Origin of the sequence: Amycolatopsis sp. PS_44_ISF1 (assembly GCF_032335455.1) — a bacterium.
Classification (GTDB): Bacteria; Actinomycetota; Actinomycetes; order Mycobacteriales; family Pseudonocardiaceae; genus Amycolatopsis.
This window is the reverse complement of sequence record NZ_JANUXO010000001.1, coordinates 2,630,412-2,653,228: the sequence shown is the minus strand read 5'-3', so window position 1 is coordinate 2,653,228 and position 22,817 is coordinate 2,630,412. Positions and strand designations below refer to the sequence as shown.

The 22,817-nt window shown below is 72.0% G+C and carries 20 protein-coding genes and 1 pseudogene; 10 read left to right on the top strand and 11 right to left on the bottom strand.

Going from position 1 to position 22,817, the window contains the following annotated elements; genetic code table 11:
- Nucleotides 1-9: 9 nt before the first annotated feature.
- Complete coding sequence (locus tag NYF13_RS12115) at nt 10-387, bottom strand: hypothetical protein (RefSeq protein WP_315656359.1); 378 nt, start codon at nt 385-387, stop codon at nt 10-12.
- 282 nt (nt 388-669) lie between these two features.
- Here NYF13_RS12115 and NYF13_RS12110 point away from each other — a divergent pair, with 282 nt between their 5' ends.
- A complete protein-coding gene (locus NYF13_RS12110) occupies nt 670-2,223 on the top strand; it encodes an alpha/beta hydrolase (RefSeq protein ID WP_315656358.1) in 1,554 nt (517 codons plus the stop codon).
- A gap of 230 nt (nt 2,224-2,453) precedes the next feature.
- Nucleotides 2,454-2,621: pseudogene (locus NYF13_RS12105) on the top strand (IS701 family transposase); the annotation flags it as partial.
- A 280-nt stretch (nt 2,622-2,901) separates the two neighbouring features.
- On the opposite strand, the gene NYF13_RS12100 reads toward NYF13_RS12105, so the two are convergent.
- Together NYF13_RS12100 and NYF13_RS12095 are read right to left on the bottom strand one after the other, a co-directional pair.
- Nucleotides 2,902-3,561 (bottom strand): response regulator transcription factor, encoded by a 660-nt coding sequence (locus tag NYF13_RS12100; protein ID WP_315656356.1) that lies wholly within the window; start codon nt 3,559-3,561, stop codon nt 2,902-2,904.
- A gap of 6 nt (nt 3,562-3,567) precedes the next feature.
- Nucleotides 3,568-4,719, bottom strand: a complete 1,152-nt coding sequence (locus tag NYF13_RS12095) for a histidine kinase (protein WP_315656354.1) — start codon at nt 4,717-4,719, stop codon at nt 3,568-3,570.
- Nucleotides 4,720-4,839: 120 nt separating this feature from the next.
- Here NYF13_RS12095 and NYF13_RS12090 point away from each other — a divergent pair, with 120 nt between their 5' ends.
- The 3 genes from NYF13_RS12090 (at nt 4,840) to NYF13_RS12080 (ending at nt 9,155) form a co-directional block, all read left to right on the top strand.
- A complete protein-coding gene (locus tag NYF13_RS12090; RefSeq protein WP_315656352.1) occupies nt 4,840-5,583 on the top strand; it encodes an ABC transporter ATP-binding protein in 744 nt (247 codons plus the stop codon).
- Complete coding sequence (locus NYF13_RS12085) at nt 5,583-8,039, top strand: FtsX-like permease family protein (RefSeq protein ID WP_315656351.1); 2,457 nt, start codon at nt 5,583-5,585, stop codon at nt 8,037-8,039. The genes NYF13_RS12090 and NYF13_RS12085 overlap by 1 nt, the downstream gene beginning before the upstream one ends.
- 732 nt (nt 8,040-8,771) lie before the next feature.
- The gene (locus NYF13_RS12080; RefSeq protein ID WP_315656350.1) at nt 8,772-9,155 is read left to right on the top strand and encodes a hypothetical protein; all 384 of its coding nucleotides are present in this window, start codon (nt 8,772-8,774) and stop codon (nt 9,153-9,155) included.
- 1,675 nt (nt 9,156-10,830) lie between these two features.
- Here the strand turns inward: NYF13_RS12080 and NYF13_RS12075 are convergent.
- A complete protein-coding gene (locus NYF13_RS12075) occupies nt 10,831-11,535 on the bottom strand; it encodes a hypothetical protein (protein ID WP_315656349.1) in 705 nt (234 codons plus the stop codon).
- A gap of 325 nt (nt 11,536-11,860) precedes the next feature.
- Between NYF13_RS12075 and NYF13_RS12070 the strand changes: the two genes are divergently transcribed.
- On the top strand, nt 11,861-12,193 hold the full coding sequence (locus NYF13_RS12070) for a hypothetical protein (RefSeq protein WP_315656348.1): 333 nt from the start codon (nt 11,861-11,863) through the stop codon (nt 12,191-12,193).
- Between the two features lie 167 nt (nt 12,194-12,360).
- Here NYF13_RS12070 and NYF13_RS12065 read toward each other — a convergent pair whose 3' ends face one another.
- Nucleotides 12,361-13,449 carry a glycoside hydrolase family 3 N-terminal domain-containing protein gene (locus NYF13_RS12065; RefSeq protein ID WP_315656346.1) on the bottom strand — a complete coding sequence of 363 codons (1,089 nt, stop codon included), beginning with the start codon at nt 13,447-13,449 and terminating at the stop codon, nt 12,361-12,363.
- Between the two features lie 191 nt (nt 13,450-13,640).
- On the opposite strand from NYF13_RS12065, the gene NYF13_RS12060 reads away from it, so the two are divergent.
- On the top strand, nt 13,641-15,032 hold the full coding sequence (locus tag NYF13_RS12060) for an AMP-binding protein (RefSeq protein ID WP_315656345.1): 1,392 nt from the start codon (nt 13,641-13,643) through the stop codon (nt 15,030-15,032).
- A 181-nt stretch (nt 15,033-15,213) separates the two neighbouring features.
- On the opposite strand, the gene NYF13_RS12055 is transcribed toward NYF13_RS12060, so the two are convergent.
- Nucleotides 15,214-15,684 carry a hypothetical protein gene (locus NYF13_RS12055; RefSeq protein WP_315656343.1) on the bottom strand — a complete coding sequence of 157 codons (471 nt, stop codon included), beginning with the start codon at nt 15,682-15,684 and terminating at the stop codon, nt 15,214-15,216.
- Between the two features lie 207 nt (nt 15,685-15,891).
- Here NYF13_RS12055 and NYF13_RS12050 point away from each other — a divergent pair, with 207 nt between their 5' ends.
- Nucleotides 15,892-16,458, top strand: a complete 567-nt coding sequence (locus NYF13_RS12050) for a hypothetical protein (protein WP_315656342.1) — start codon at nt 15,892-15,894, stop codon at nt 16,456-16,458.
- Between the two features lie 42 nt (nt 16,459-16,500).
- Here the strand turns inward: NYF13_RS12050 and NYF13_RS12045 are convergent, their stop codons facing one another.
- The 5 genes from NYF13_RS12045 to NYF13_RS12025 all read right to left on the bottom strand — a co-directional run bounded on the left by NYF13_RS12045 (nt 16,501) and on the right by NYF13_RS12025 (nt 20,498).
- On the bottom strand, nt 16,501-17,496 hold the full coding sequence (locus NYF13_RS12045; protein WP_315656341.1) for an inorganic phosphate transporter: 996 nt from the start codon (nt 17,494-17,496) through the stop codon (nt 16,501-16,503).
- Nucleotides 17,496-18,110: a DUF47 family protein gene (locus NYF13_RS12040; protein WP_315656340.1), complete on the bottom strand. Its 615-nt coding sequence runs from the start codon at nt 18,108-18,110 to the stop codon at nt 17,496-17,498. The genes NYF13_RS12045 and NYF13_RS12040 overlap by 1 nt, the downstream gene beginning before the upstream one ends.
- Before the next feature lie 93 nt (nt 18,111-18,203).
- Complete coding sequence (locus tag NYF13_RS12035) at nt 18,204-18,398, bottom strand: hypothetical protein (protein WP_315657356.1); 195 nt, start codon at nt 18,396-18,398, stop codon at nt 18,204-18,206.
- A gap of 91 nt (nt 18,399-18,489) precedes the next feature.
- Nucleotides 18,490-19,461 (bottom strand): magnesium transporter CorA family protein, encoded by a 972-nt coding sequence (locus NYF13_RS12030; protein WP_315656338.1) that lies wholly within the window; start codon nt 19,459-19,461, stop codon nt 18,490-18,492.
- Nucleotides 19,462-19,574: 113 nt separating this feature from the next.
- Complete coding sequence (locus NYF13_RS12025; RefSeq protein ID WP_315656336.1) at nt 19,575-20,498, bottom strand: PAC2 family protein; 924 nt, start codon at nt 20,496-20,498, stop codon at nt 19,575-19,577.
- Nucleotides 20,499-20,708: 210 nt separating this feature from the next.
- Between NYF13_RS12025 and NYF13_RS12020 the strand changes: the two genes are divergently transcribed.
- Nucleotides 20,709-21,221, top strand: a complete 513-nt coding sequence (locus tag NYF13_RS12020) for a PH domain-containing protein (protein WP_315656335.1) — start codon at nt 20,709-20,711, stop codon at nt 21,219-21,221.
- Entirely contained in the window at nt 21,218-22,810 is a 1,593-nt protein-coding gene (locus NYF13_RS12015) for a PH domain-containing protein (RefSeq protein ID WP_315656334.1), read from the top strand. The genes NYF13_RS12020 and NYF13_RS12015 overlap by 4 nt, the downstream gene beginning before the upstream one ends.
- Nucleotides 22,811-22,817 lie beyond the last annotated feature (7 nt).

Below are 22,817 nucleotides of genomic sequence, written 5' to 3'. Positions count from 1 at the left end.
GGCCGATCGCTACCCCACCGACACCCCGACGGTCGCATTGGCGAAACTGCCCCGGACCGAGACCTTGGTCGGCCCGACCTGCTTGCTGAAGGTCCGGCCGGTGAACACGTCACGGCGCTGGCCACCGGAGTTGATGACGGTGACGGTGAACCGGCTGTTGTCCTCGACCAGCATTCGCGTGCAATTGCCGCGGGTCGCCACGAAGGTGCTCTTGCCCCCCGCCCTGGCCTGCGCGGTGAAGCTCCCGTTCCCCTGGTTGCACACCGAAAGGTATTCGAGCTGGGCGGCGTTCGCGACTCCGGCGGACCCCATCATCGCGGCCCCGCCGATCGCGGCCCCGGCGACCACCGCGACCGCCCGGGCGGTGAAACCACGCTTGACCGACATCAGCAATCACGTTCCTTATCACAGCGAAAACTACCTGACCCTTGGCGCACAGTTTTCCGTTCACCAGCCCCAGCGTCATCGGGGCTGTCCCTTCGCCCCGGGACGACAACCCGAACGCCTCCGAGGGCCCTCCCCCTCACCGACGGTGGGGATGGCCCCCGAAACGGACATCGGCCGGGGTGAATCGTGCCGGTCCGGCCGATATGACAGATGACAGGGGTCTTCCCGCTTCCCCGATGGTCTTCTGGGCGAGAAAAAGCGTCCTTTGCGAAAGAGGGGTAGATGAAGACAACCCGATTTGCCGTGGTGCTCCCGATCGTGATCGGCTCGCTGGTGAGTGCCGGGCTGCCGGCTTCGGCGGACCCCGCATCCGGCTCGGAGCCGCTGAACTCCACCGCTGTCCCGTCGCGGTACACCCAGCAGACGCTGGACTGGCACCTCTGCGCGGACGCCGAACTCCCCTCGCCCCGGCCCGAGGGCACCGGCGAGCTCGAGTGCGCGACGTTCCGGACGCCCCGCGACTGGGACCACCCCGGACAGGGGGCGGACCTGACCATCGCGGCCAGCCGGCTGCGGTCCACCGGGGAGACGACCGCGTCGCTGTTCACCAACCCCGGCGGTCCCGGGGTCCCCGGCCGGCCGCTGCCCGCGGTCCTGCGCAACCAGAGCCGGGTGCGCGCGCACCAGGAAATCATCGGCATGGACACCCGCGGCACGGGCCGGAGCACGAGCATCAGCTGCGGCACCACGGCCGCCGGCGCCGATCTCGACGCCCGGGACCCGGCCGTGCGGGGCCGGATCGCGGACGCGGTCCGCGACTACGAGCAAGCCTGCCAGCGCAACTCCGGGGAGCTGGGCTCGCTGGTCGACACGTTCCAGAACGTGAAGGACCTGGACCTGCTGCGCATCCTGCTCGACCGGCCGAAGATCAACTGGGTCGGGTATTCGGCCGGTACCTGGCTCGGCGCGCACTACGCTCAGCTGTTCCCCGACCGGACCGGCCGGTTCGTGCTCGACTCGACCACCGTGTTCACCGCGAGCTGGCAGCAGTCGTTCAGCCTCCAGCCCTACGGTTTCGAGCGCCGCTGGCGGCAGGACTTCCTGCCCTGGATGGCGAGCTACGACGGCAAGTACCACTTCGGCACCACCGGCGAAGCGGCGCGCAAGAGCTATGAAGACCTGCGGTCCGCGCTGGGCCGCAAACCGGTCGACCTCGGCGGGACCTCGGTCGGCCCGGCCGTTCTCGACGACCTCGTCGTGAGCAACCTCAAGCACAAAGCGGCCTTTCCCGCGCTGGCCGAGATCCTGTCCCTGATCCTGAGCTCGTCCCAGGGCGCGGCTCCGGCCGATCGCCACGGGGCCGCGGGGGTGGCCGCCGCCGCGGACGACGAGAACGACGTCATCTCCAGCGCCACGCTGTTCGCGGTCCTGTGCAACGACGGCCCCTGGACCGGCGACCGCCAGTCGGTGATCGACCGGACCGGCTACCTCGCCGAGCACGGGGCGCCGCTGTTCGCCGGGACCTGGATGCGGTTCCAGATGTGCGCCTTCCACCAGGGCCCGACCCGTTCGCTGCCGGTGATGAACGGCCAGGGGGTGCCGCCGGTGCTGATCGTCCAGTCCGAACACGACCCGGCCACGCCGATCGAAGGCGCCCGCCGGGCGCACGCCCAGTTCCGGAACTCCCGGATGATCACGGTGACCGACGAGGGCGACCACGACATCTACGTCCGCAGCGGCAATCCGGCCGTCGACCGGCTCGTGGAGGACTTCCTGGTGGACGGGACCGTCCCAGCCGACCAGAGCGTGCGCGGCGTGGGCCTGCCCCGGCCGTGACCCCGCGGCCGAGCCGCGGTCACGTGATCCCGGACGCCCGATCTCGGATCACCGTGACTGCGGCTCGGACCCGGCACCGGCCGCGCCGAAATCGGTCCGGCGAGAGCTTGCGGTGGCGGATCACGGACTGGTACTGCAACGGCAGTTGGTGGTGCTGTGGTGGATCTCCGTTGTGGTGGTCGATGTGGTGATGGGGTAGCTGGACCGGGTGCATGAGCGGATCGCGGGCTGCCTACTACGTCTGCTACGGACCTCGCAGAGCAACGCTGCTGGACCTGGCCTGGATCGCCGGGACTCGCTGGCGGATCGAGGAGTGCTTCCAGCAGGCCGAGAACGAAGCCGGACTCGATCCCTACCAGATCCGGTCGTGGCGGGCGTGGTATGCCCACATCACCCTCGTCCTGCGTGTCACCGACACCGCCGACCACATCTGGGACTGATCCCGGTTCCGGCGCCGACGACAACACCAAGCCCGCCTGCAAACAACGCGGCTACCCACTCACCTAACCGCCGTTGTCGCCCTGAACCGAGAAGAGGACGGCTTGGTCGATATCGGCGCGGATCCGTAGGCGGATCAGCGAGGCCCACGCTTCGTCGGTCAGAACTTCCTCTCGCACACCGTGATCACGGAAACTCCTCGGCAAAGCCGACCCGTCACCTCTCGTTCTGGACCGATCCCTAAGCGCACAGCCCGGTCCGCCAGGCCCAGGCGGCGATCTCCACCCGGTTCCGCACGCTCAGCTTGCGCTGCACGTTGGCCAGGTGCGTCTTGACCGTCGCCTGGGTCACGTACAGCTCCGCCGCGATCTCACCGTTCGTGCGGCCTCGCGCGACCTGCCGGACCACGTCGAGCTCTCGCGCGGTCAGCGGCTCGTCCGGCGTGGTGTCCGGGGTCGTCGGGTCGGAGCGGTCCAGGGCGAAGTGCGACAACAGCCGCGTGGTCACCGTCGGGGCGATCAGGGTCGCCCCGGCCGCGGCCGCGCGGACGGCCTCGACCAGCAGCGCCGGAGACATGTCCTTGAGCAGGAACCCGCACGCCCCGTTGCGCAGCGCCCGGTACACGTACTCGTCCAGGTCGAACGTGGTGGCGATCAGCACGTTGAGCGGGTGCGCCGCGCCCGGGCCGGCCAGCAGCCGGGTCGCCTCCAGGCCGTCGAGCTCGGGCATCCGGATGTCGAGCAGGCACACCTCCGGGCGCAGCCGCCGGGCCTCGTCCACCGCGGCGCGGCCGTTCCCGACCGCGGCGACGACCTCCAGGTCGGGCTGGGAGTCCAGGATCATCCGGAACGCCGAGCGCATCATCTCCTGATCGTCGGCGATCAGCACGCGGATGCTCATGGCCGGTCATGATGGCAGAGCCGGCGTCAGCGGCAGGAGCGCCCTCACGCGCCAGCCACCGTCCGCGGGCCCCGCCGTGAGCGTGCCGCCGGCCACCTCGACCCGCTCGCCCAGCCCGATCAGGCCGAATCCGCTGCCGGAGGTGTCCGATGTGGACGTTCCGTCGTCGGTCACCACGACCTCCAGCCGCGCGTCCGGCCGGGTGCGCACCCGCACCCCGACCGCGGTGGCCCCGCCCGCGTGGCGCAGGACGTTGGTGAGCGACTCCTGCACGACGTGGTGCACCGCGTCGAGCACGGGCGGGGCCAGCCGGGTGGTGGCGAGGTCGTCGTCGAGGTCGGTGGTGACCGGCGGGCCGGCGAAGTGCCCGACCGGCTCGGCGACCGCCTCGCCCAGCGTCGTGCGGGCCGGCGCCGGTTCGTCGTTGCGCAGCACGGAGATCATCCCCCGCATCGACGCCAGCGCCTGCGCGCCGGACCGCTCGATGCCGGCCAGCAGCTCGTCGAACACCTCGGGGCCGGGCCGCTGCCCGGCGCCGGAGGTGAACCGGACCGCCTGGGTCTGGGCGACGATCGCGGTCACGTGGTGGGCGACGAAGTCGTGCAGGTCCCGGGCGTAGGCGAGCCGTTGCGCCTGCCTGGCCAGCTCGGCGGCGTCGATCCGGCGCTGGTCGTGCAGGCGCAGGTACATCCCGAGCAGGATCGCCAGCAGCAGGCCGAAGCCGAGCACCAGCACGGCGTACTCGAGGTACGGGCGCCCCAGGTCGTAGCAGCGGGTGGGCGTGAGCACGATCGCGAGGTACAGCAGCGGCACCACCAGCACCGAGCGGCCCGGGCGCAGGTCGATCACCGACCGCACGGTCAGCAGGACCAGCGCGACCGTCTCCACCAGGCCGAAGGTGTTGTCGAGCCCGTCGGGCAGGACCTGGCACAGCGCGGTGAAGGCGAGCGAGACGACCGCCAGCTCCGCCACCACCGTGGCCCGCACGGTGGGCATCGCCAGCACGACCAGCGAAAGCAGTCCGCAGATCAGCAGCCCGGCTCCGGTCGCCACGGTCTCCGCGCTCAGGCTTTCGAGCCCCACGACCCCGGCGGCCAGCACGCCCAGCCCGAGCAGGAGGCGTTGCGCCCAGGAGGTTCTTCCGATCAGGACCAGCATGACGGCCACGGTAGGACAGGTGCCCGGTTCCGGGCCTCATCCCTTTGGCGGAGTGGCCCCGGGTCCACTCGTCAGTCCGGTTGAACCGCCGGGGCGGGCACCCGCGCGAGCATGGCCGCCATGAACGAACGAACGGTGGCCGAGGTCGAACAGCTCGGCAAGGTCCACGGCGAGGGCGGGGCGGCCGTGGTGGCGCTGGCCGGGGTCACCGCCGCCTTCGGCCGCGGCGAGTTCACCGCGGTCATGGGCCCTTCGGGCTCGGGCAAGTCGACCTTCATGCACTGCCTGGCCGGGCTCGACCGGCCGACCACGGGCCGGGTGCGCCTCGGCGGGGCCGACCTGGGTTCGCTGGACGACGAGAAGCTCACCCGCGTGCGCCGCGAGCAGATCGGCTTCGTCTTCCAGTCCTTCAACCTGCTGCCGACGCTGAGCGCCTGGGAGAACATCCTCCTGCCGTTGTCGCTGTCCGGCCGGAAGCCGGAGCCGGACTGGACCGACCGGGTCATCGCGGCCACCGGGCTGGCCGCCCGGCTCGGCCACCGGCCCGCGCAGCTCTCCGGCGGTCAGCAGCAACGGGTCGCGTGCGCGCGGGCGCTGATCACCCGGCCGGCGCTCGCCGTCGCCGACGAGCCCACGGGCAACCTGGACTCCCGCTCCGGCGCGCAGATCCTCGGCCTGCTGCGGCGCAGCGCCCGCGAATGGGGGCAGACCGTGCTCATGGTCACCCACGACCCGATCGCCGCCGGTTACGCCGACCGGGTCCTCTTCCTGGCCGACGGACGGCTGGTCGACGAGATGCCGCAGCCGACGGCCGGCCGCGTGCTGGACCGGATGCGCCGCTTCGAACCGCAGGAGGTGCGCTGATGCTCCGTCGCGCGTTCCGCTCGATCCTCGCGCACCGGGCGCGGTTCCTGCTGCCCACGCTCGGGGTGGTGCTCGGCGTCGCGTTCGTCGTCGGCTCGCTGCTCTACGGCGACGCGGTCCGGTCCTCGGTCAGCCGGGCCCAGGCCCACGCACGGGCCGACGTCGCGGTCGAGGTCCGGCCCTCGACGATCGACACCCCGTTCGGCGACGACGTCGTCGGGCCGCTGCACGCCATTCCCGGCGTCGCGCAGATCCGGCCGACCGCCGACGGGTACGCCTTCCTGGTCGGCAAGGACGGGCAGCTCACCGGGCCGCCCGAGCGCGCCGGCGGGGTCAGCTACGACCCGGCCCGGTACCCGCTGAGCACCGGCCGGGCGCCCGCCGGCCCGGGCCAGGTCGTGCTCGACCGGTTCACCGCCGAGCGCACGGGTTACCGGGTCGGCGACCAGGTGCCGGTGATCGTCGACGGCAAGGTGCACCAGGTGGAGGTCACCGGGCTGTTCGCCGCCGAAGATGCCCGGCTCGCCGGGGGCGGCACGCTCGTGGCGTTCGACCTCACCACCGCCCGCGCACAGTTCGGCCCGGCGCCGGGCAGCTACACGGCGGTGGACCTGGTGGCCACGCCCGGCGTCAGCCAGGATGAGCTCGCCGCGCGCGTGCGGGCCGCGCTGCCGCCGCCGACGTTCGACACCGAGACCGGGTCCTCGCTCGATTCCGTCCGCGGCGACGACAAGCTCACCAAGATCCTGCTGCTGTTCGCGGCCGTGGCGCTGTTCGTCGCGGTGTTCCTGGTGTCGAACACGTTCACCATGCTGTCGGCGGCCCGCGCCCGGGAGAACGCGCTGCTGCGGGCGGTCGGCGCGTCCCGGCGGTACGTGCTCCGGGGAGTGCTCGCCGAGGCCGGGGTACTCGGCCTCATCGCCACGGTGCTCGGCTACCTGCTGGGGATCGGCGTGGCCGTGGTGCTCGACCGCGGGTTCTCCGTGATCAACGGTCCCGGCGTGCCGCTGCGGGTGTTCAGCGGCGGCGCGGTGGCCGCCGCGCTGGGGGTCGGGGTCGGGGTGACGCTGGTCGCCGCCTACGTCCCGGCCCGGCGAGCGGCCGCCGTCCCGCCGATCGCCGCGCTGCGGTCCGGGCTGCCGCCATCGGCGAAGTCGTTGCGGCGCCGCACCTTCGTCGGGGTGGCGATCACCGGGCTCGGCGCGCTGACCACCGCGGCCGGAATCCGGTCGCAGGACCTGATGTACCTGGGCGCGCCGCTGCTGATGATCGGGCTGATCGTGCTGACGCCGTGGCTGGCCCTCGGCCTGACCGGGCTGCTGCGCAGGCCGTTGACCCGGCTGTCCGGGATCCGCGGCACGCTGGCCGTGGAGAACACGCGCCGCAACCCGCGCCGGACCGCCGCCACGGCCGCGACACTGATGATCGGCCTGTCCGTCTGCGCCGCGATCACGGTGATGATCGCCTCCGTCGCGGCGAAGCACGCGAAGGAGGCCGAGACCGACACCAAAGCCGACATCCAGATCACCGCGATCCCGTTCGCCGACCTCAGCTCCGAGACCACCGCCGAGGTGGCGAAGCTGCCCGGGGTGCAGGCGGTCAGCCCGATGATCCCGGCGTCGATCGAGCTCGGGCAGCGCCGGTTCCTCAGCGCGACGGCGGTGGACCCGTCGAGTGTCCAGGGCTTCCTTCCGCTGACCGTCACCAAGGGCTCGCTCGACCACCTGGCCGGCGGCATCGCGGTCTCGACGGAGACGGCCCGGAGGTACGACCTGGCGGTGGGCTCCGAGGTGTCCGGCTCGCTGCAGGCGCGTAGTTCGGCCGATCAGCCGGTGTCCCTGCCGGTCGTGGCGATCTACGACGCGCCGTCGTCCTCGCTCCAGAGCTCGCTGATCCCGGCGCGGCTGGTGTCCGCGGCGCCGCAGCGCATTCTGGTGCGGGCCGCCCCGGGCCAGGACCAGGTGGTGCTGCGCGGGCAGATCCAGCGAACGCTCGCCAACCCGGTGCTGACGGTCCAGACGAGGTCCGAAGCCGCCGCCGCGGCTTCGGACTCGGCGGCGGCGTTCCTGAACATCCTGTACGCGCTGCTGAGCGTTTCGGTGCTGATCGGCGCCCTCGGCGTGGTGAACACCATGACGATGTCCACCCTGGAGCGCGTCCGCGAGATCGGCCTGCTGCGCGCGGTCGGCCTCGGCCGCAAGCAGGTCGGCTCGGTGCTGCGGTGGGAATCGGTGCTCACCGCGATGCTCGGCGCGGGCATCGGCCTGGTCACGGGCGGCGCCCTCGGGGCGATGGGCGTGCTGAGCCAGCCGGGGCTGACGCTGGTGGTGCCGTGGCCGCGGCTGGCGGTGTTCGTACTGGTGACGCTGGCGATCGGGGTGCTCGCCTCCCTGTGGCCGGCCCGGTCGGCCGCGCGGACGCCGATCCTGACCGCGATCCACGCGGACACGGAGTAGGCGCGGTGCCCCGGGCCGGTCGTTGGACGCCGGCCCGGGGCGCTGTCCGAGCGCTCCACCGTGATCGTGGCGGCGGCTTGCCGGGTCCTCGGGCTGGGGCCGCATCAGCAGGCAGGCCGTTCACAGCCGTTCTTGTCGCGGTACGGGCCGTTGGTGCTGTACCCGAAGATGTCCGCAGATGATCGACCGTGGGTACTCGGCCAGCAGACAGCCCGCGCCGAGAACGAGGCACTCCGCCGTAGCGGGTTGCAAGGTTCTGCTTGTCCGCGTGGGCCAGCAGCTCGCCCAGGGTCTGGGGCTGCCCGCGGACTTTCGAGCCGAGCGCGAAAGCGACCCAGCCCAGACGCTCGATCTTGATCAGCTTCAGAAAACCAAGGGAATGTCTTGTCCATACCCGAAATATCGAGGCCGGGCCCGCATTAAGCAGACCCGGCCGAGCCCGCGACGCCGACGGTGGGGGAGGAACCGCAGCGGCGGGCTGATTTCTGGATACCCGCACGGCGATGTCCTCAATCGTGTGACGCGAGCGGATGTTCCGAGCCGTGGGACTCGGCGGTGGTGGTCAGCGGATCTACAGACCTGGGCGTCCCGTCAGCGGGAGCCTGGTTCTTCTTCGGTAGGGGGAGCCGACCTTCTCCATCGCCGGCGCGCGGGCGGGCTGACGAGCTTGCGCCTCAACGCGCGACGGCCTGGGGTGGGCGTGCCGGGTGACGGGTCCTGAGGTTCGGCGGAATGCTGTTGATCAGTCGGGTCTCGACGCTGATCTTCGGGGTGGGGAGACCGCTCCATCGGGCGGTGGTCCGGCTCGGACGAGTGCTGGTCCGCTGGCTCGACGGGGTGGTGAAGGTGGTCTGGCTCGCCGGGGCGACGACGCTGGTTCAACGGCGCGCGATCCGACTCTGCGGGTTGGCGGAGCTGGTCTGGACGCGAGCGGTCGGGCTCAGCGGAGCGATTGAGCTGGCGATCCGGCTCTGCGGAGTCGGGAGACGGGGACGGCAATATGCGGTCCGGCTCGGCCGCGTGGGGGCGACCGGTCCGGGGCCGGTGGGAGGGCATCGGGCTGAAGCTCGCGACACCGGGCGTGCGGCGGGCCGGGAAGGCTCGGGGCTGCGGTAGACCGGCATCGGGCCACGTCGTGGTGTCAGGGTTTCGGCGGGGTTGGGCTGGGCCGACGCGGCGATGGTCCGGCAGACGGATCGGTTGGGTCGGAGTCGCGCCGGGCGACTCGAACAGCTCCGGCGGGGTGGGATGGTGCGGGCTCGCTGGCCGCACCGGATCTGACGCCAGGTTCCGGGTGAGTGATGGTGCGCTGTCCTGCCGGGATGGGTGCGGACTGTTGGCGCTGGATGATTGGGGCGTTACGCCCCGACGAGGCGGGCGATCCGTGCTGGCCGGGTCTGACCACCGGGCATCTGGCGGAGGGAGGTGGGAACGGTCCTCGTCACTTGGCCATGACACCCCGACATCCGGCTGAGATGGGTGCAGGCTGGTCGGCCAGGACGACCCGGCGTCTGACTGAGGTGGTTGCGGGCGGTCCACACCGGTTGGCCAGAGCGGCCCAGCGTCCGGCTGAGGTGGATGCTGGCGATCCACGCCGGTTGCCCAGGACGGCGCGACGTCCGGCCGAGATGGGTGCAGGCGGTCCACACCGGTCGGCCAGGATGGCGCGACGTCCGGCTGGCGGGGGCGGGGCTCACCGGTTGACTTCGGCGGCACGACTTCTTGCTCAGATGCACGCGGGCGATCGGCGCTGGTCGGCCACGACGGGTCGACGTTCTGTTCGGGTGCGCGGGGGTGGTCGACGCTCGTCGTCCTCGGCGTGTCGTTCGGGTGGGGCTGGTTGGAGTGGGTGGGCCTGGGGGTGGCGTTCCGGTCAGGCTGGTGCGGGTCGGCGGGGCTTGATGTGCCGCCCCGGTGAGGTGAGGCGGGGTGGTCTGGGGGTGGGACGAGGAACGGGGTCTGACTCGGGCGGTTTCTGGGCGCGGTGCCGCGGGTGGCGGGGTTCGGGACGGGACGTTGAAGGGCCGACGGATAGCGGGCGAAGGGATCGTCCGTAGGGGTGTCGGTGTCGTGACCGGTCTCAGCGTGAGAGCGCGAGCCTGACCGGGGTGGGGAAAGGGCGCGGCGACGGGAGCCGGAGCGGGAGGTGGAAGGGGCGCGGGAAGGCTCGTCGGAGGCGGCGTGGGTCGGCGAGTGGGAGGCAGCGTTGCCGGGCGACTCCCGGCTGGGATCGGCGCCAGTAGGTGCGTGGGAATTCATGGCAGGCGAAGTCCGGACGGGGGTCTTGCGGGCGGAGACCCCCGGGTCGGAGGCGGCGCGCGAAGAGGCTCTGGAACTTTCTTGGACAGGCCGATCTCGACCGGAAGTGGCGCCGGAAGGCGGATCTGAATGGGAGGCGGCGGGCGAGGCCGGGTTGAAAGCCGCACCGGTAGGTGATACGGCGCCGGAGTCGGCGTGGGGCGGCGACACCGGGCCGTGGGTAGCGGGCGAGGTCGGGCCGGAGGCGGCACGGGTTGTGGACACCGGGCCGGAGACGGCGGAGGTGGAGGCAGCGGCGGCGCGGGCTCGCCAGTCCGATACGGCGGCGGCGCGGGCTCGGGAGGCTCGGCGGGCGCGTACGAAAACCAAAGCGGCGAGTGCGGCCAGCACGAGAACGACGGCGGCTGTCGCCGCGGCCCACCAGGGTGTCATCGGGCGGCTCCCGTCGTTGTGCGGTCGCCGCAAGGATGCCCGGTGCGGGCATGATCAGCCAGAGCAGCACACGCGTGAGTGACACCCGGCCGGGGAGGGGTTATTCGTAGACGACGTAGGCCGGGGTCGGGGTGAGGGAGAGGACCTCGGTGGGGGTCATCAGCGCGGCGCCGTGGCGGGTGTCCTCTTCGAAGAACAGCTTGAAGCCCGCCTGGACGTGCTCCGGCTTGTCCGCCATCAGCTTGGTCCAGGTGGCCTTCTTCGCGCCGGCGCTGCCGATCCCGTCGACGATCTTCACCGCCGACACCCCCGGGTGCGCCTTCAGCGACGCTTCGTCGGTCACCACCGACGCGGCGACCTGGTGGTAGGCCATGATCTTGTCCGGCAGGTGGTGGCTCTGCGCCAACTCACCCAGGTACGCGGCGACGCCGTCCAGTTCGGTGCCCGTGGTGTGGCCGAACTTCTCCCCCGGCACGACGCCCGGCTCCACCGCCCACTCCGGGTCGAGCGCGACACCGACGTCCGGCTCGGTCAGCCAGTGCTCGTACGCCTGCACCTCCGGCAGGAAGTCCGCGCGGCCGGGCTGGATGTTCAGCAGCAGCACGCCTTTCAACGCGCGCGCCTCGTCCAGATACTCGCGCACGGTGTCGTCCGACGCACGGGTGCGGAACATCCCGTCGGGCCCCGGCGTGCGGTGCGAGGCAGTGGCGATCAGCTCGACGACAGGGGTCACCGGACGGGTCTGCGGGAAGGTTCCGATCTGGTCCATCAGCTTTCGACCGGCCGCGGACAGGTCGCCAGTCATTTCGCCGAGCGCTTTCGCCCTGGGTGCGCCGCAGAAGCCGACGAGCAGGCCAGTCGCCAGGGGGTTGGGCTGAGGCGACGGTGACGGCGAGGTTTTCGGCGGAGGCGGAGACGACGGAGAGGGGGGTGGAGATGTCGGCTCGGTCTGCGATCGGGCGTCCCGAGGCGGGGCACCGCACGCACTCAGGGCCAGTCCGGCAAACACCGTCGTGAACACCGCACGACGAGAGAACCCCCGATCGTTCCGCATTCCCACCTCCGATCGAGACTCCCCTATTACCCGACAAAATTACCCGAACGGAGGATAGGTAAACCTCCACGTAACCTTGATCACCGAGATCGGCCAAACCGCAGGTCAGGCGATTGTGACAGCGAGGCTCGACCCCGGACGCGGGATCGACGGACTCAAGCCCAGCTACGCACTGGAGTTGCCGCGCCTGCTCAAGCACGGGCCGACGGCCAGCACCGCGGGCGTCGACCGGCCGTCCGCGGAACGGCGCGCGACCGGGGCGGCGATCGCCGAGCCGGAGGCCGAGATTCCGGACGCGCTGGGCAACCTGGTGCACGACCCCGAGAAAGCGTTGCAGTACCAAAGCTTTCACGACCGTATCGCGGAGAAGCCGGCCGATGGACCTGGCTGGGCCGAAGCTTCCGGATGAGGCGAAGCGAGCGGAGGATCCCGGGCCTCGAACTCCGGACAGCCGAAGGCCACGCATCAGCCGGGGAGGGTCGGCGTGGCCTTCGGAATCGGAGGAGGGCCCGGTGCGGGCGTCGTTGGTAGGCACCCATCCTTCCTACCCCGAACCACCGACAATTTTTGCGAGGCTCAGGGCAAATGGCTCCGTAGCGAGGAAATCCGGTCGACGGCGGCGGTGAAGTCCGCGCGCGGGAGGCTCCCGCCGGTCAATCCCGCAGCCAGCGAGTCGGCCGCGTCGTCTCCCTGCTGGACGTCACGGGCGGATGCGAGGATCAGGTCCATCCCCGCCTTCGCCGCCAGAGCCGCGCGGTTCCCGGTGCTCCCGTACGCCTGCAGCGAGCCGGCCTCCAGCGCGTCGGTGATCGTCACCCCGCAGAAGTGGTTGCGCTGCCGCAGTTCCTGCTGCACGACCGTCGGCGAGAGACCGGCCGGACGGCTCGGGTCCAGTGCCGGGTACACCGCCCACGACAGCATCGCCAGGTTCACCCCGGCGCCCACCGCCGCCGGGTACGGGGCCTCGTCCTGGGCGCGCAGTTGCGAGAGCGGCACGTTCACCGTCACCGGTCCCACGTCGGTGTTCTGCCCGGCCGGAACCGCGCCGAGACCCGGGAAGTGCTTCGCGGTGGCGGCGACGCCCGCGGCCTGCTGCGCGGTGATGAAATCGCGCCCCAACTCGGCCGCGGTGGCCGGATCGTCGCTGTAGGAGCGGCCGAACTCGTCGATGAAGTTGCCCTCCTGCCGGTAGACGTCGAGCACCGGCGACAGGTTCACGTTCATCCCGGCCCCCCGGAGGTTCTCCCCCGCGCCGGTGCCCGCCGCCTTCGCCGCCGCCTCGGGATCCGCGGACCGGCCCACCTGCTTCTCCGACAGCACGGGCTCGCCCGGCAGCCGCCGGACCTTGCCGCCCTCCTGGTCGGTCATCAGCAGCAGCGGCTGGTGCACCGGGCTCTGCGCGGACGCGTCGCGCAGTTGCTGCACGACGCCCGCGATCTGCTGGCTGCTCTGGACGTTCTCACCGAAGAAGATGACCCCCGCCGCCTCACCGGCACGGATGCGCTGCAGCAGCGCGTCCGGCGGGGTGAGACCGGGGTAGGAGTAGATCACCCGCTGGCCGGCGAGCTGCCGCGAGGTGAGCCCGGCCGGGCCGGGGGCGGCGGCCGCGGTGCCGGCCAGCGCGGCCACGGCGGCCAGGACGAGCATGGACCTTCTGGGCGTCACGAGACTCATGGTGTTCGGCTCCCTCCAGGTTGGTCCACGGTAACCCCTCGGACCGCCTGAGGGAAACTTTCCGGCCGAACGCGGCGCGATGTCCGGAATGCGCCGGTTGACGAGTCCTTAATGGACAATCGATACCGCGTCGGCCGCGACGGTCCCCGTGGCCGGACCACCAGGCCGGTTACGCTACGGCGGTGGCACCGAGCTTCTTCCTGACCCGGGTCCTGGCCGCGCTCGACCAGGGCGGCCCGGCCGTGCTGTTCCACCACGAAAACGGGGTGACGACCTACCGCGAGGCGCACGACATCCTGCTACGGCTGTACGGCGGGCTGGACGGTTTCGGCGGTTCCGGCCCGATGATCGCGATCGATGCCCGAAACCGGCCGGAGACCGTGCTGGCCCAGCTCGCCGCGCAACTGCGGGGCGCCGAGGTGCTGCTGGTGGCCGCGTCTTCGAGCCGTCCGGCGCGGGCCGCGGTCCTCGCCTCCACCGGCGCCGAACTGCTCACCGACGAGCACCTCGACCGGCTGGCGGCCGCGCGACCGTCCACTCCGGACTCGCTACCGGCCGGGGTCACCACGGTCTTCCCCAGCGGCGGCACCACCGGCGCGCCCAAGCTGATCCGGCACAGCGGCATCTACGACGGCATGGCGCAGATCTTCGCCCCGGACCCATCCGGTCCGGGCCGGATCCTGGTCACCGCGCCCCTGACCCACATGACCGGCAACGCGGCGGTGCTCGGCGCCATCCTCTGCGGGCACACCGTGGTGCTGCGCAACACTTTCGATGCAGAACGACTGCTCTCCGACATCGCCGGGCACGGCGTCACCTCGCTTTCGCTGACGCCGCCGAGGCTCGGCGCCGTGCTGGACAGCCCGGCGCTGGCGACCACCGACCTCAGCAGTGTGCGATCCCTCTCGCTGGGTGCCGCGCCGCTTTCGCCACGACGCCTGGCCGAGGCGCTGGAGGTCTTCGGCCCCGTGGTCGGGCAGGGGTACGGGCTGACCGAGGCCCCGATGATCGCCGCCATCTCCGCCGCCGAGCTGATCGGGCGGCCCGAACGGCTCGGTTCCGTCGGCCGGATCGTGCCCGGGATGGAAGCCCGGATCGAGGACGGTCAGGTCCTGGTCCGCGGACTGTCCATGATGGACGGCTACCAGGACCATCCGCCGATCGGGGCCGGCTGGCTGCCCACCGGCGACCTCGGCCGGTTCGACGAGGAAGGCTACCTCTACCTGACCGACCGGGCCGGCGACGTGATCGTGACCGGCGAGCACGGCACGAAGGTCGCGTCGACCACGGTGGAGCACGCGCTGCTGGCTCACCCCCAGGTCCGCGCGGCAGCGGTGTTCGGCGTGCCCGGTCCCGGGGGCGAGGGCGAGCGGGTGCACGCCGTGGTGGTCGTGAACGGCCCGCTCGCTCCCGGCGACCTGCGCGAGCACGTGCGGGCCGAGCTGGGCGGGGAGCACTTCGTGCCGTCCGAAGTGGACTTCACCACCGAGCTGCCGCTCACCGCCGTGGGCAAGGTCGACAAACGGTCCCTGCGGGCGCCGTTCTGGGCCGGTCACGAACGCGGTATCGCCTGACCGGACGCCGAGGCGGATCGAGGCGTGGGCGGCGTCCCCGCCGGCCGGAAGAGGTGCGAACCCAGCGCTCACCGACTGGCCCCGCCGGTGGAGGAGTGCACCGCTGCGTGGGATCCCACCCCCCGTGAGCCGGGGTGGTTCGGCTGGAGCGCGAACCGGCCGGACTCCGACCGCGGAGGACTCAGGTGAGCAGCGGACAGTGCTCGCGCTCCAGCGCGGCCCAGCCGCCGACGGGTTCGACGGCCCGCGGCTCGATCCGGCCCGCACGCAGCACGAGGTCGAAGCGCTTCTCCCGCCAGGCGTAGGAAAGCAGCTCTTCGTACTGGGCCCGGGGCAGCCAGCCCTTCGCCCGGGCGGCCTCCAGCCGCACCAGGTGCCGGACCAGCTTGACGCTGTCGCGGTCCTGCTCCCGCAGCCGGGTCAGGAAACCCGGCACCAGCTCGGCCTTGCCGTCCCGGAAGGCCCGGTAGGCCAGGAAGAGCGCGGTCGCCGCCAGGATGTCGGACCGCCGCACGCCACCCTCCGCGGCGAGGTGCGCGGCCAGCCGGAAGCTGCGTTCGCCGGCGCCCGCGACCACCGCTTCGGCCAGCGCTCGCTGCTGGCGGGTGAGGTAGTCTTCGCCCTCGGCCGCCGCGTCGTCCAGTTCCTTCACTGCACCCTCCCCCTGCGGCCGGGACCTCGCCCAGCCGACCCTCATGAGTAGGACCTGCGGCGGCGCGGCCGATACCTCGGGTACCCCGGCGCGTTCACCTCTGTGCAGGCTAGCGGTCACGATGTGTGCTCCGGGGTCGGCCCGGACACCCCCGCCCGGCGTTTCCTGCAGTAGGTTCGGGACAGATCTTCCGCACCCGGGGGCACCATGTCGGACGAACCGCTCACCAGGGACGATCCCGTCGCGCGCCTGGCCGGCTCGTCCCTCGGCGTCCTGTTCGGCGCGGCCTGGTGGTTCGCGGGCGCCACGACCATCCCCGACGCCACCGACGTCCTGCGCGGGCTGGACGCGGTGATCGTGCTCGCGTTCGCCGCCTGGGCGGTGGTGCTCGGCCGGTCCGCGGCCGCTCGGGCCGACGGCTCGCCGGGCCGGGGCCCGTCCGGCCGGCGGTACGGCGTGGTCGTGCTGCTCCTGGTGGCCGTCGTCGTCGCGGGCTCGCGGGTGCTCGGCTCGGTCGTCCACCGGCCCGCCGCGGTCCCGGCCTGGGTGCTGTTGTGCCTCGGGCTGCACTTCCTGCCGTTCGCGCGGATCTTCGGCTCCCGCCGCTACCTCGGGCTCGGCGCGGCCCTGGGCCTGCTGGCCGCGCTCGCCGTGGTCCTCGGAGGCACCGGGCAGACCTGGGCTTGGCTCGGCGTGCCCGGCTTCGGCGGCGCACTGGCCCTGTGGGCCGCGGCGGCCGCGGGTTTCGTCGAAGCGCCCTGGTCCGGGCGCTGACGACCGGGTGGTCCGGACGGCCCGGGCCTGATCCGGGACGGACTACGTGACCGCCCGGATCAGCAGGCAGGCCGCGGCCGCCACCGCGGCGGCGGCCGGGAAGGTCAGCACCCAGCCCAGCACGATGTCGCGCGCGACGCCCCAGCGCACGGCCGACACCCGCCGCGTGGCGCCGACCCCCATGATCGCCGCGGTGATCACGTGGGTGGTGGAGATCGGGGCCTTCACCACGAATGCCGTCAGGTACAGCACGGAGGAGGCCACGGATTCCGCGACGAAGCCGTGCGGCGGGTCGAGCGGGAAGACGCGGCGGCCGAGCGTGCGCATGATCCGCATCCCGCCCGAGTAGGTGCCCAGCGACAACGCGGCCGCGCACAGCAGCGTCACCCACAGCGGCACCGCGAAGGAGGATTGGGCCCCCGCCGCGACCAGCGCGAGCACGATGATGCCCATGCCCTTCTGCGCGTCCTGCAGGCCGTGGCCCAGCGCCAGGCCGGCCGCGGAGACCACCTGCAGCCGGCGGAAGTTGCGGCCGACGCGGTGCGAATTCGCCCGGCGCAGCAGCCACAGCACCCCGACCATCACCAGGTAGCCCAGCCCCAGCCCGAGCAGCGGCGAGACGATCATCGGGATCAGCACCTTCTCGGCGATGCCCGCCCAGTGCACCGTGCCCGCCGCCGCCAGCGCGGCGCCCACCATCCCGCCCACCAGCGAGTGCGAAGACGAGGACGGCAGCCCGAAGTACCAGGTCACCAGGTTCCAGGTGATGGCGCCGACCAGCGCGGCGAACACCACGGTGAGCGCGGAGCCGTCGGCCGGGACGTCGATGATGCCCTTGGCGACCGTGGCGGCGATGCCCGTGCTCAGCAGCGCGCCGGCCAGGTTCATCACCGCGGCCAGCGCGAGCGCGGGCCGGATGCCGAGCGCGCGGGTCGAAACAGCGCTAGCGATCGCGTTCGCGGCGTCGTGGAAACCGTTGGTGTAGTCGAAGAAGACGGTGAGGACGATGACGGCGACCAGAGCGGCCGGGCCGGTCATCAGGACTCCTTGACCGCGATGGTCTGCACGACGTCGGCGATGTGCTCGAAGGCGTCGGCCGCCTCTTCGAGCTGCTCCACGACTTCCTTGGTCTTCAGCACGGTCAGCGCGTCGGCGCCGGGCTGGAACAGGTCCGCGAGCAGGCGGCGGTAGATGCGGTCGGCCTCGTTCTCCAGGTCGTTGATCTCGACCCAGAACGGCTCCAGCTCGCCGACCTTGGCCAGTCCGGGCATCGACCGGGCCGTCAGCCCGGCCGCCCGTTCGAGGACCTTGACCTGGGCTTCGACCCCGGGCGGCAGCTCGTCGACCCGGTAGAGCACGGCCAGGTCCGCGGCGGCGTCGATGGCGTCGAGCACGTCGTCGATGCGCGCGGCCAGAGCCTGGATGTCCTCCCGGTCGAACGGGGTGATGAACGACTTGTTGAGCTGCACCATCACCTGGTGGGTGAGGTCGTCGCCGAGGTTCTCCACCGCGTGGATCCGCTGGGCGATGGCCTCCCGTTCCACCGGCGGCGCGGCGACGAATTCGCGCAGCAGCGCCGTCGCCGTGACGAGGTTCCCGGCCGCTTCGGTGATCAGGTCGAAGAACTCCGTCGAGCGGGGAGTCAGCCGCATCCGTCCGTCCTCTCGTTCAGCCCGCCCCACCCGGGCACCCGGGTGGACACGGGATGAACATATAGGGCCGAAAGGGTGACGGCGGCCCGGGGATCAGGCGACCTCGCTGCGGCCTTCCCCGGGGGTGCGCAGCCCCAGCATTTCCAGCAGCCGGGCGCAGTCCTGCGCGTCGTCCGCCCGGGCGGCCACCGCGAGCGCCGCCTTGCGGCGAATCGCTTCCCGACGACCGGCGTCTTCCGGTTCGAGCAGTTCCGGGGCGGCTGGCAGCGGGGTGGTGAGCTCTCGCACGAGCGTCTCCTCTCGGCCGGGCGTCCGGCGTCGGCGCCGGGAAGTCCCTCCCCGCCTACCCGGGGCCGCCGAAACCGAAACCCGGCCCGTCTCAGAGCCAGTCGCGCCGCTTGAACGAAGCGTACAAACCGACCGAAAGCAGCACGATGACCACTGTGGACACCCAGAACCCGGCGGTCGTCTGGAAGCCCGGGTAGGGCACGTTCTGCCCGTAGAACCCGGTCACCGCCGTGGGCACCGCGATGATCGCGGCCCAGCTCGTGACCTTCTTCATGATCAGGTTCATCCGGTTGCCCTGCAGGTTCAGCTGGGTCTCGCGCACGGTCGCGACCAGGTCGCGCAACGATTCCGTCCACTCCGACGCGCGCAGCACGTGGTCGTAGACGTCCTGGAAGTACGGCATCATCTCGTCGTCGACCAGGTGCTGGTCGCGGCGCATCAGCGCGTTGACCACCTCGCGCATCGGCAGCACGATCCGGCGCAGCGCGGTGAGGCTCTTGCGGAGCCGGAACGAGCGCCGTTGCAGCTCCCGCTGGTCGGGCCGCTCGTCGAAAACCAGGTCCTCCAGCGCCTCGATCTGGTCGTCGAGCGCCTGCACGCACTCGAAGTGCCCGTCCACGACGTAGTCCAGCAGCCCGTGCAGCAGGAAGGAGATACCGGACTTGGCCAGGTCGGGCGAAGCGTCCCAGCGGTCGGTGACGGCGTCGATGTCGAAGCCGTCGTCCTTGCGCACGGTGACCAGCGCGTGCGGGGTGACGAACGCGGCCAGCTCGCTGCGGGTGACCTCGCCGGTCCCGGGATCGAACCGCGCCGAGTACGCGGTCAGGAACGCGTGGGTCTCGTACCGGTCGAGCTTCGGCCGCTGGTGCTCGTGCACGGCGTCCTCGACGGCCAGCGCGTGCAGGCCCAGCTCCTCGCGGATCGCGGCGAGATCGGCCTCGGTCGGCTCGCAGAAGTCGAGCCACACCGTGGCCGCAGGGTCCTGCAGGTAGTCCGAAACGCGCTCGACCGGGAAGCCCCGCTCGGCCAGCACGCCGTCACGGTAGACCCGCGTGTGCGCCACGCCCGTTCCGCCTTCCGCCGGGGGAAATCCAGTTCCGCTGAACGTACCCGGCGGGGACGGCGGCCACACCCGCGCCTTCGCCGGCCCGATCGGCCGGTCCGGCCGCCGCAGACCTACCGGTCCGTGGCGTCGCTGCCGCCCTGCTGCTCGGCCAGGAAGCGCTCGAACTCCGAGCCCAGCTCCTCGGCGGTGGGCATGTGCTCCTTGGACTCCGCCAGCAGGCTGTCGTGCGCGGAAGCCTCGACGAACGTGTCGTACTGGCGTTCCAGCGCGCGGACCACGTCGGCGACCTCGTCGGACTCCGAGACCTGGCGGTCGATCTCCGCGGTGGCCACGTCGGCCGCCGTGCGCAGCTCACCGTCGGGCAGGCTGAGCCCGGTCGCGCCGCCGATCGCTTCCAGCACCTTCATCGCCGCCGACGGGTAGGCCGACTGGGCCAGGTAGTGCGGCACGTGCGCGGCGAAGCCCATCGCGTCGTGACCCAGCTCGCCCAGGCGGTACTCGATCAGCGCCGCGACACTGCCCGGCACCTGCATGCGGTTGGGCAGCGGCTGGTGGTCGCCCACCAGCTCACCGCGCGTCGCGTGGGTCGTGACGCCCAGCGGACGCGTGTGCGGGGTGCCCATCGGGATGCCGTGGTAGCCGACGGTCAGGCGCACGCCCCAGCGTTCCACCAGCTGCTTGACCGCGGTGGTGAAACGCTCCCAGTCGTGGTCCGGCTCCGGCCCGGTGAGCAGCAGGAACGGGGTGTCGTCGGTGTCGTGCATCAGCCGGACGACCAGCTCGGGCGCCTCGTAGTCCTCCCAGTGGTCCACCGCGTAGGTCATCGGCGGGCGGCGGGAGCGGTAGTCGATGAGCCGGTCGACGTCGAAGCGCGCGATGACGCGGCCCTCGACCTCGCTGGTCAGGTGGTCGGTGACCAGCCGGCCGGTCGAGCCGGCGTCCATGAAACCTTCGAAGAAGTGCAGGAGCACGGCTCCGGAAAGGTCGGGGACGTCCGAATCCACCTCGTACAGTTCCTCGGGATCGAACCCCACCGGAATCCTCCTGCTGCTCGCTGTCTTACCCGGACGTGTCGAAGTACAACGCGGCCCGACCGCGAATCCATCCCACCCGGGTGGCCGAAATAGTAACGCGACGCACTCACCGCACCCCCGGATCGGGGCATCGCGACCCTCGTCGAGACCGGCTCGACCCGCAACCGGGCACGCTGGGCAGACCCCGGGGGGTTCGGGCACGCTGGGCAGGTGACTGCGGAGAGCACCCCCACCCTGCGCTTGCGCCTGCGCCCACCGGCCCACCGGGTGAGCCGCAAGGCCATCGCCTACTGGGCCGCCTCGGCGGCGATCGCCTGGACCGTGGTGATCGGGGTACAGGCGGTGGTCGTGGCGGTCGACGACGATCCGCCGTCCTGGCTGTCGGTGACGCTGGTGATCTCCTGCGGGCTCGGCGCGCTGCACCTGGTCGTGATGCCGCAGTGGCGCTACCGCGTGCACCGCTGGGAGGTCACCGGCGAAGCGGTGTACACGCAATCCGGCTGGGTGAAGCAGGAATGGCGGATCGCGCCGATCTCGCGGATCCAGACCGTGGACATCGAGCGCGGGCCGATCGAGCAGCTCTTCGGGCTGGCCGAGCTCAAGGTGACCACGGCGTCGGCCGCGGGGGCGCTGCACATCGAAGGGCTCGAGCACGGGCGCGCGGTCGAGCTGGCCGACGAGCTGACCCGCACCACCCAGGCCTCCCCCGGTGACGCGACATGAGCGGACTGACCGCCGAGGAGAGCAGCCCGCCGGCGTCGGCCGAGGGCACCGCCGAAGCCCCGTGGCACCGGCTCGACCGCCGCATGCTGCTCATCCGCCCGGTGCTGGACGGGGTGAAGTCGCTGCCCCTGCTGATCGGCGCGCTGCTGCTCGGGCACGGCAACCACTGGCAGTGGGCCGGGCTCGCCGTGACCGCCGTGAGCGTGCTCGCCGGCATCTCGCACTGCCTCACTTCGCGTTACCGCGTCACCGCGACGCAGGTCGAGTGGCACACCGGTCTGCTGCTGCGCAAACAGCGCGCCGTGCCGCGCGACCGGATCCGCACCGTGGACGTGGTGTCCGAGCCGAAGCACCGGCTGTTCTCCCTCGCCGCCGTGCGGATCGGCACCGGGCGGCACTCGCACGGGCCGGGACCGGGCCGGGACGAGCTGGTGTTCGACGCGGTCGGCGGCGCGGAGGCCCAGCGGCTGAGAACCCTTCTGCTGCACCGGAAACCCGTGGATCCGAGCCTGGCCGACGACGCGGACGACGCCGCCGAGCCGCCGGAACGCCTGGTGGCCGCCGTCGACAAGCGCTGGGTGCGGTACGCGCCGTTCACCCTGTCCGGCCTCGCCGTGGTCGGCGCGATCGTCGGCACGCTGTACCACTTCGTGCACGAGCTGCACCTGGACCCGGTGCGCTACGGCCCGCTGCGCGAGCTGGCCGAGCGGTTCGCCACCGCCCCGGCCTGGCTGATCGTGCTGTCCGCGGCGGCCGGGCTGCTGGTGGTGGTCTCGGTGCTCTCGGTCGGCGGTTACGTGCTGTCGTTCTGGAACTTCCGGCTCACCCGCGAGGTCGGCGGCACCCTGCACATCCGGCGGGGGCTGGTCACCACGCGGTCGGTCTCGATCGAGGAGGAGCGGCTGCGCGGCGTCGAGGTGGAGGAGCCCCTGCCGTTGCGGGCGGTGGGCGGCGCGAAGTGCGTCGCCGTGGCCGCCGGGCTGCGCGAAGGCAAGGGCGCGGACAAGGGCGGCGGCCTGCTCCTGCCGCCGGCCCCGATCGGGCGGGTGCACGAGGTGGTGGCCGACGTGCTGGGTGAGGACTTCGCGGCCGTCCCGCTCGTGCGGCACCCGCGCCGGGCGCTGACGCGGCGGATGATCCGCGCCGTGACCGGGGTGCTGCTGCCGGCCGCCGCCCTGTTCCTGGCGGCGTGGATCGATCTCCTGCCTTCGTGGCCGTGGCAGGCGGCGCTGGCGCTGCTGCCGTTCGCGGTGCTCGTGGGCTGGGACCGCTACCGGACGCTGGGCCACGCGCTGGCCGGGCCGTACCTGGTCACGCGTTCGGGATCGCTGGCCCGCACCACGGAGATCGTCCGCCGCGACGGGCTGACCGGGCTGGTCGTGCTGCGCTCGCTGTTCCAGCGGCGGGCCGGGCTGATCACGGTGATCGCGCCGATCGCCGCGGGCCGGGGGCACTACCACGTGGTGGACGTCGGCGAGAGCGACGGGCTGGCGCTCGCCGACCGGGCCGTGCCGGGGCTGCTGAGCCCCTTCCTGATCGCTGAACCCGTTGGTGGAAACCAGTTTCCCGAAAGCGGCGAGGCCGCCTAGGTTGGAC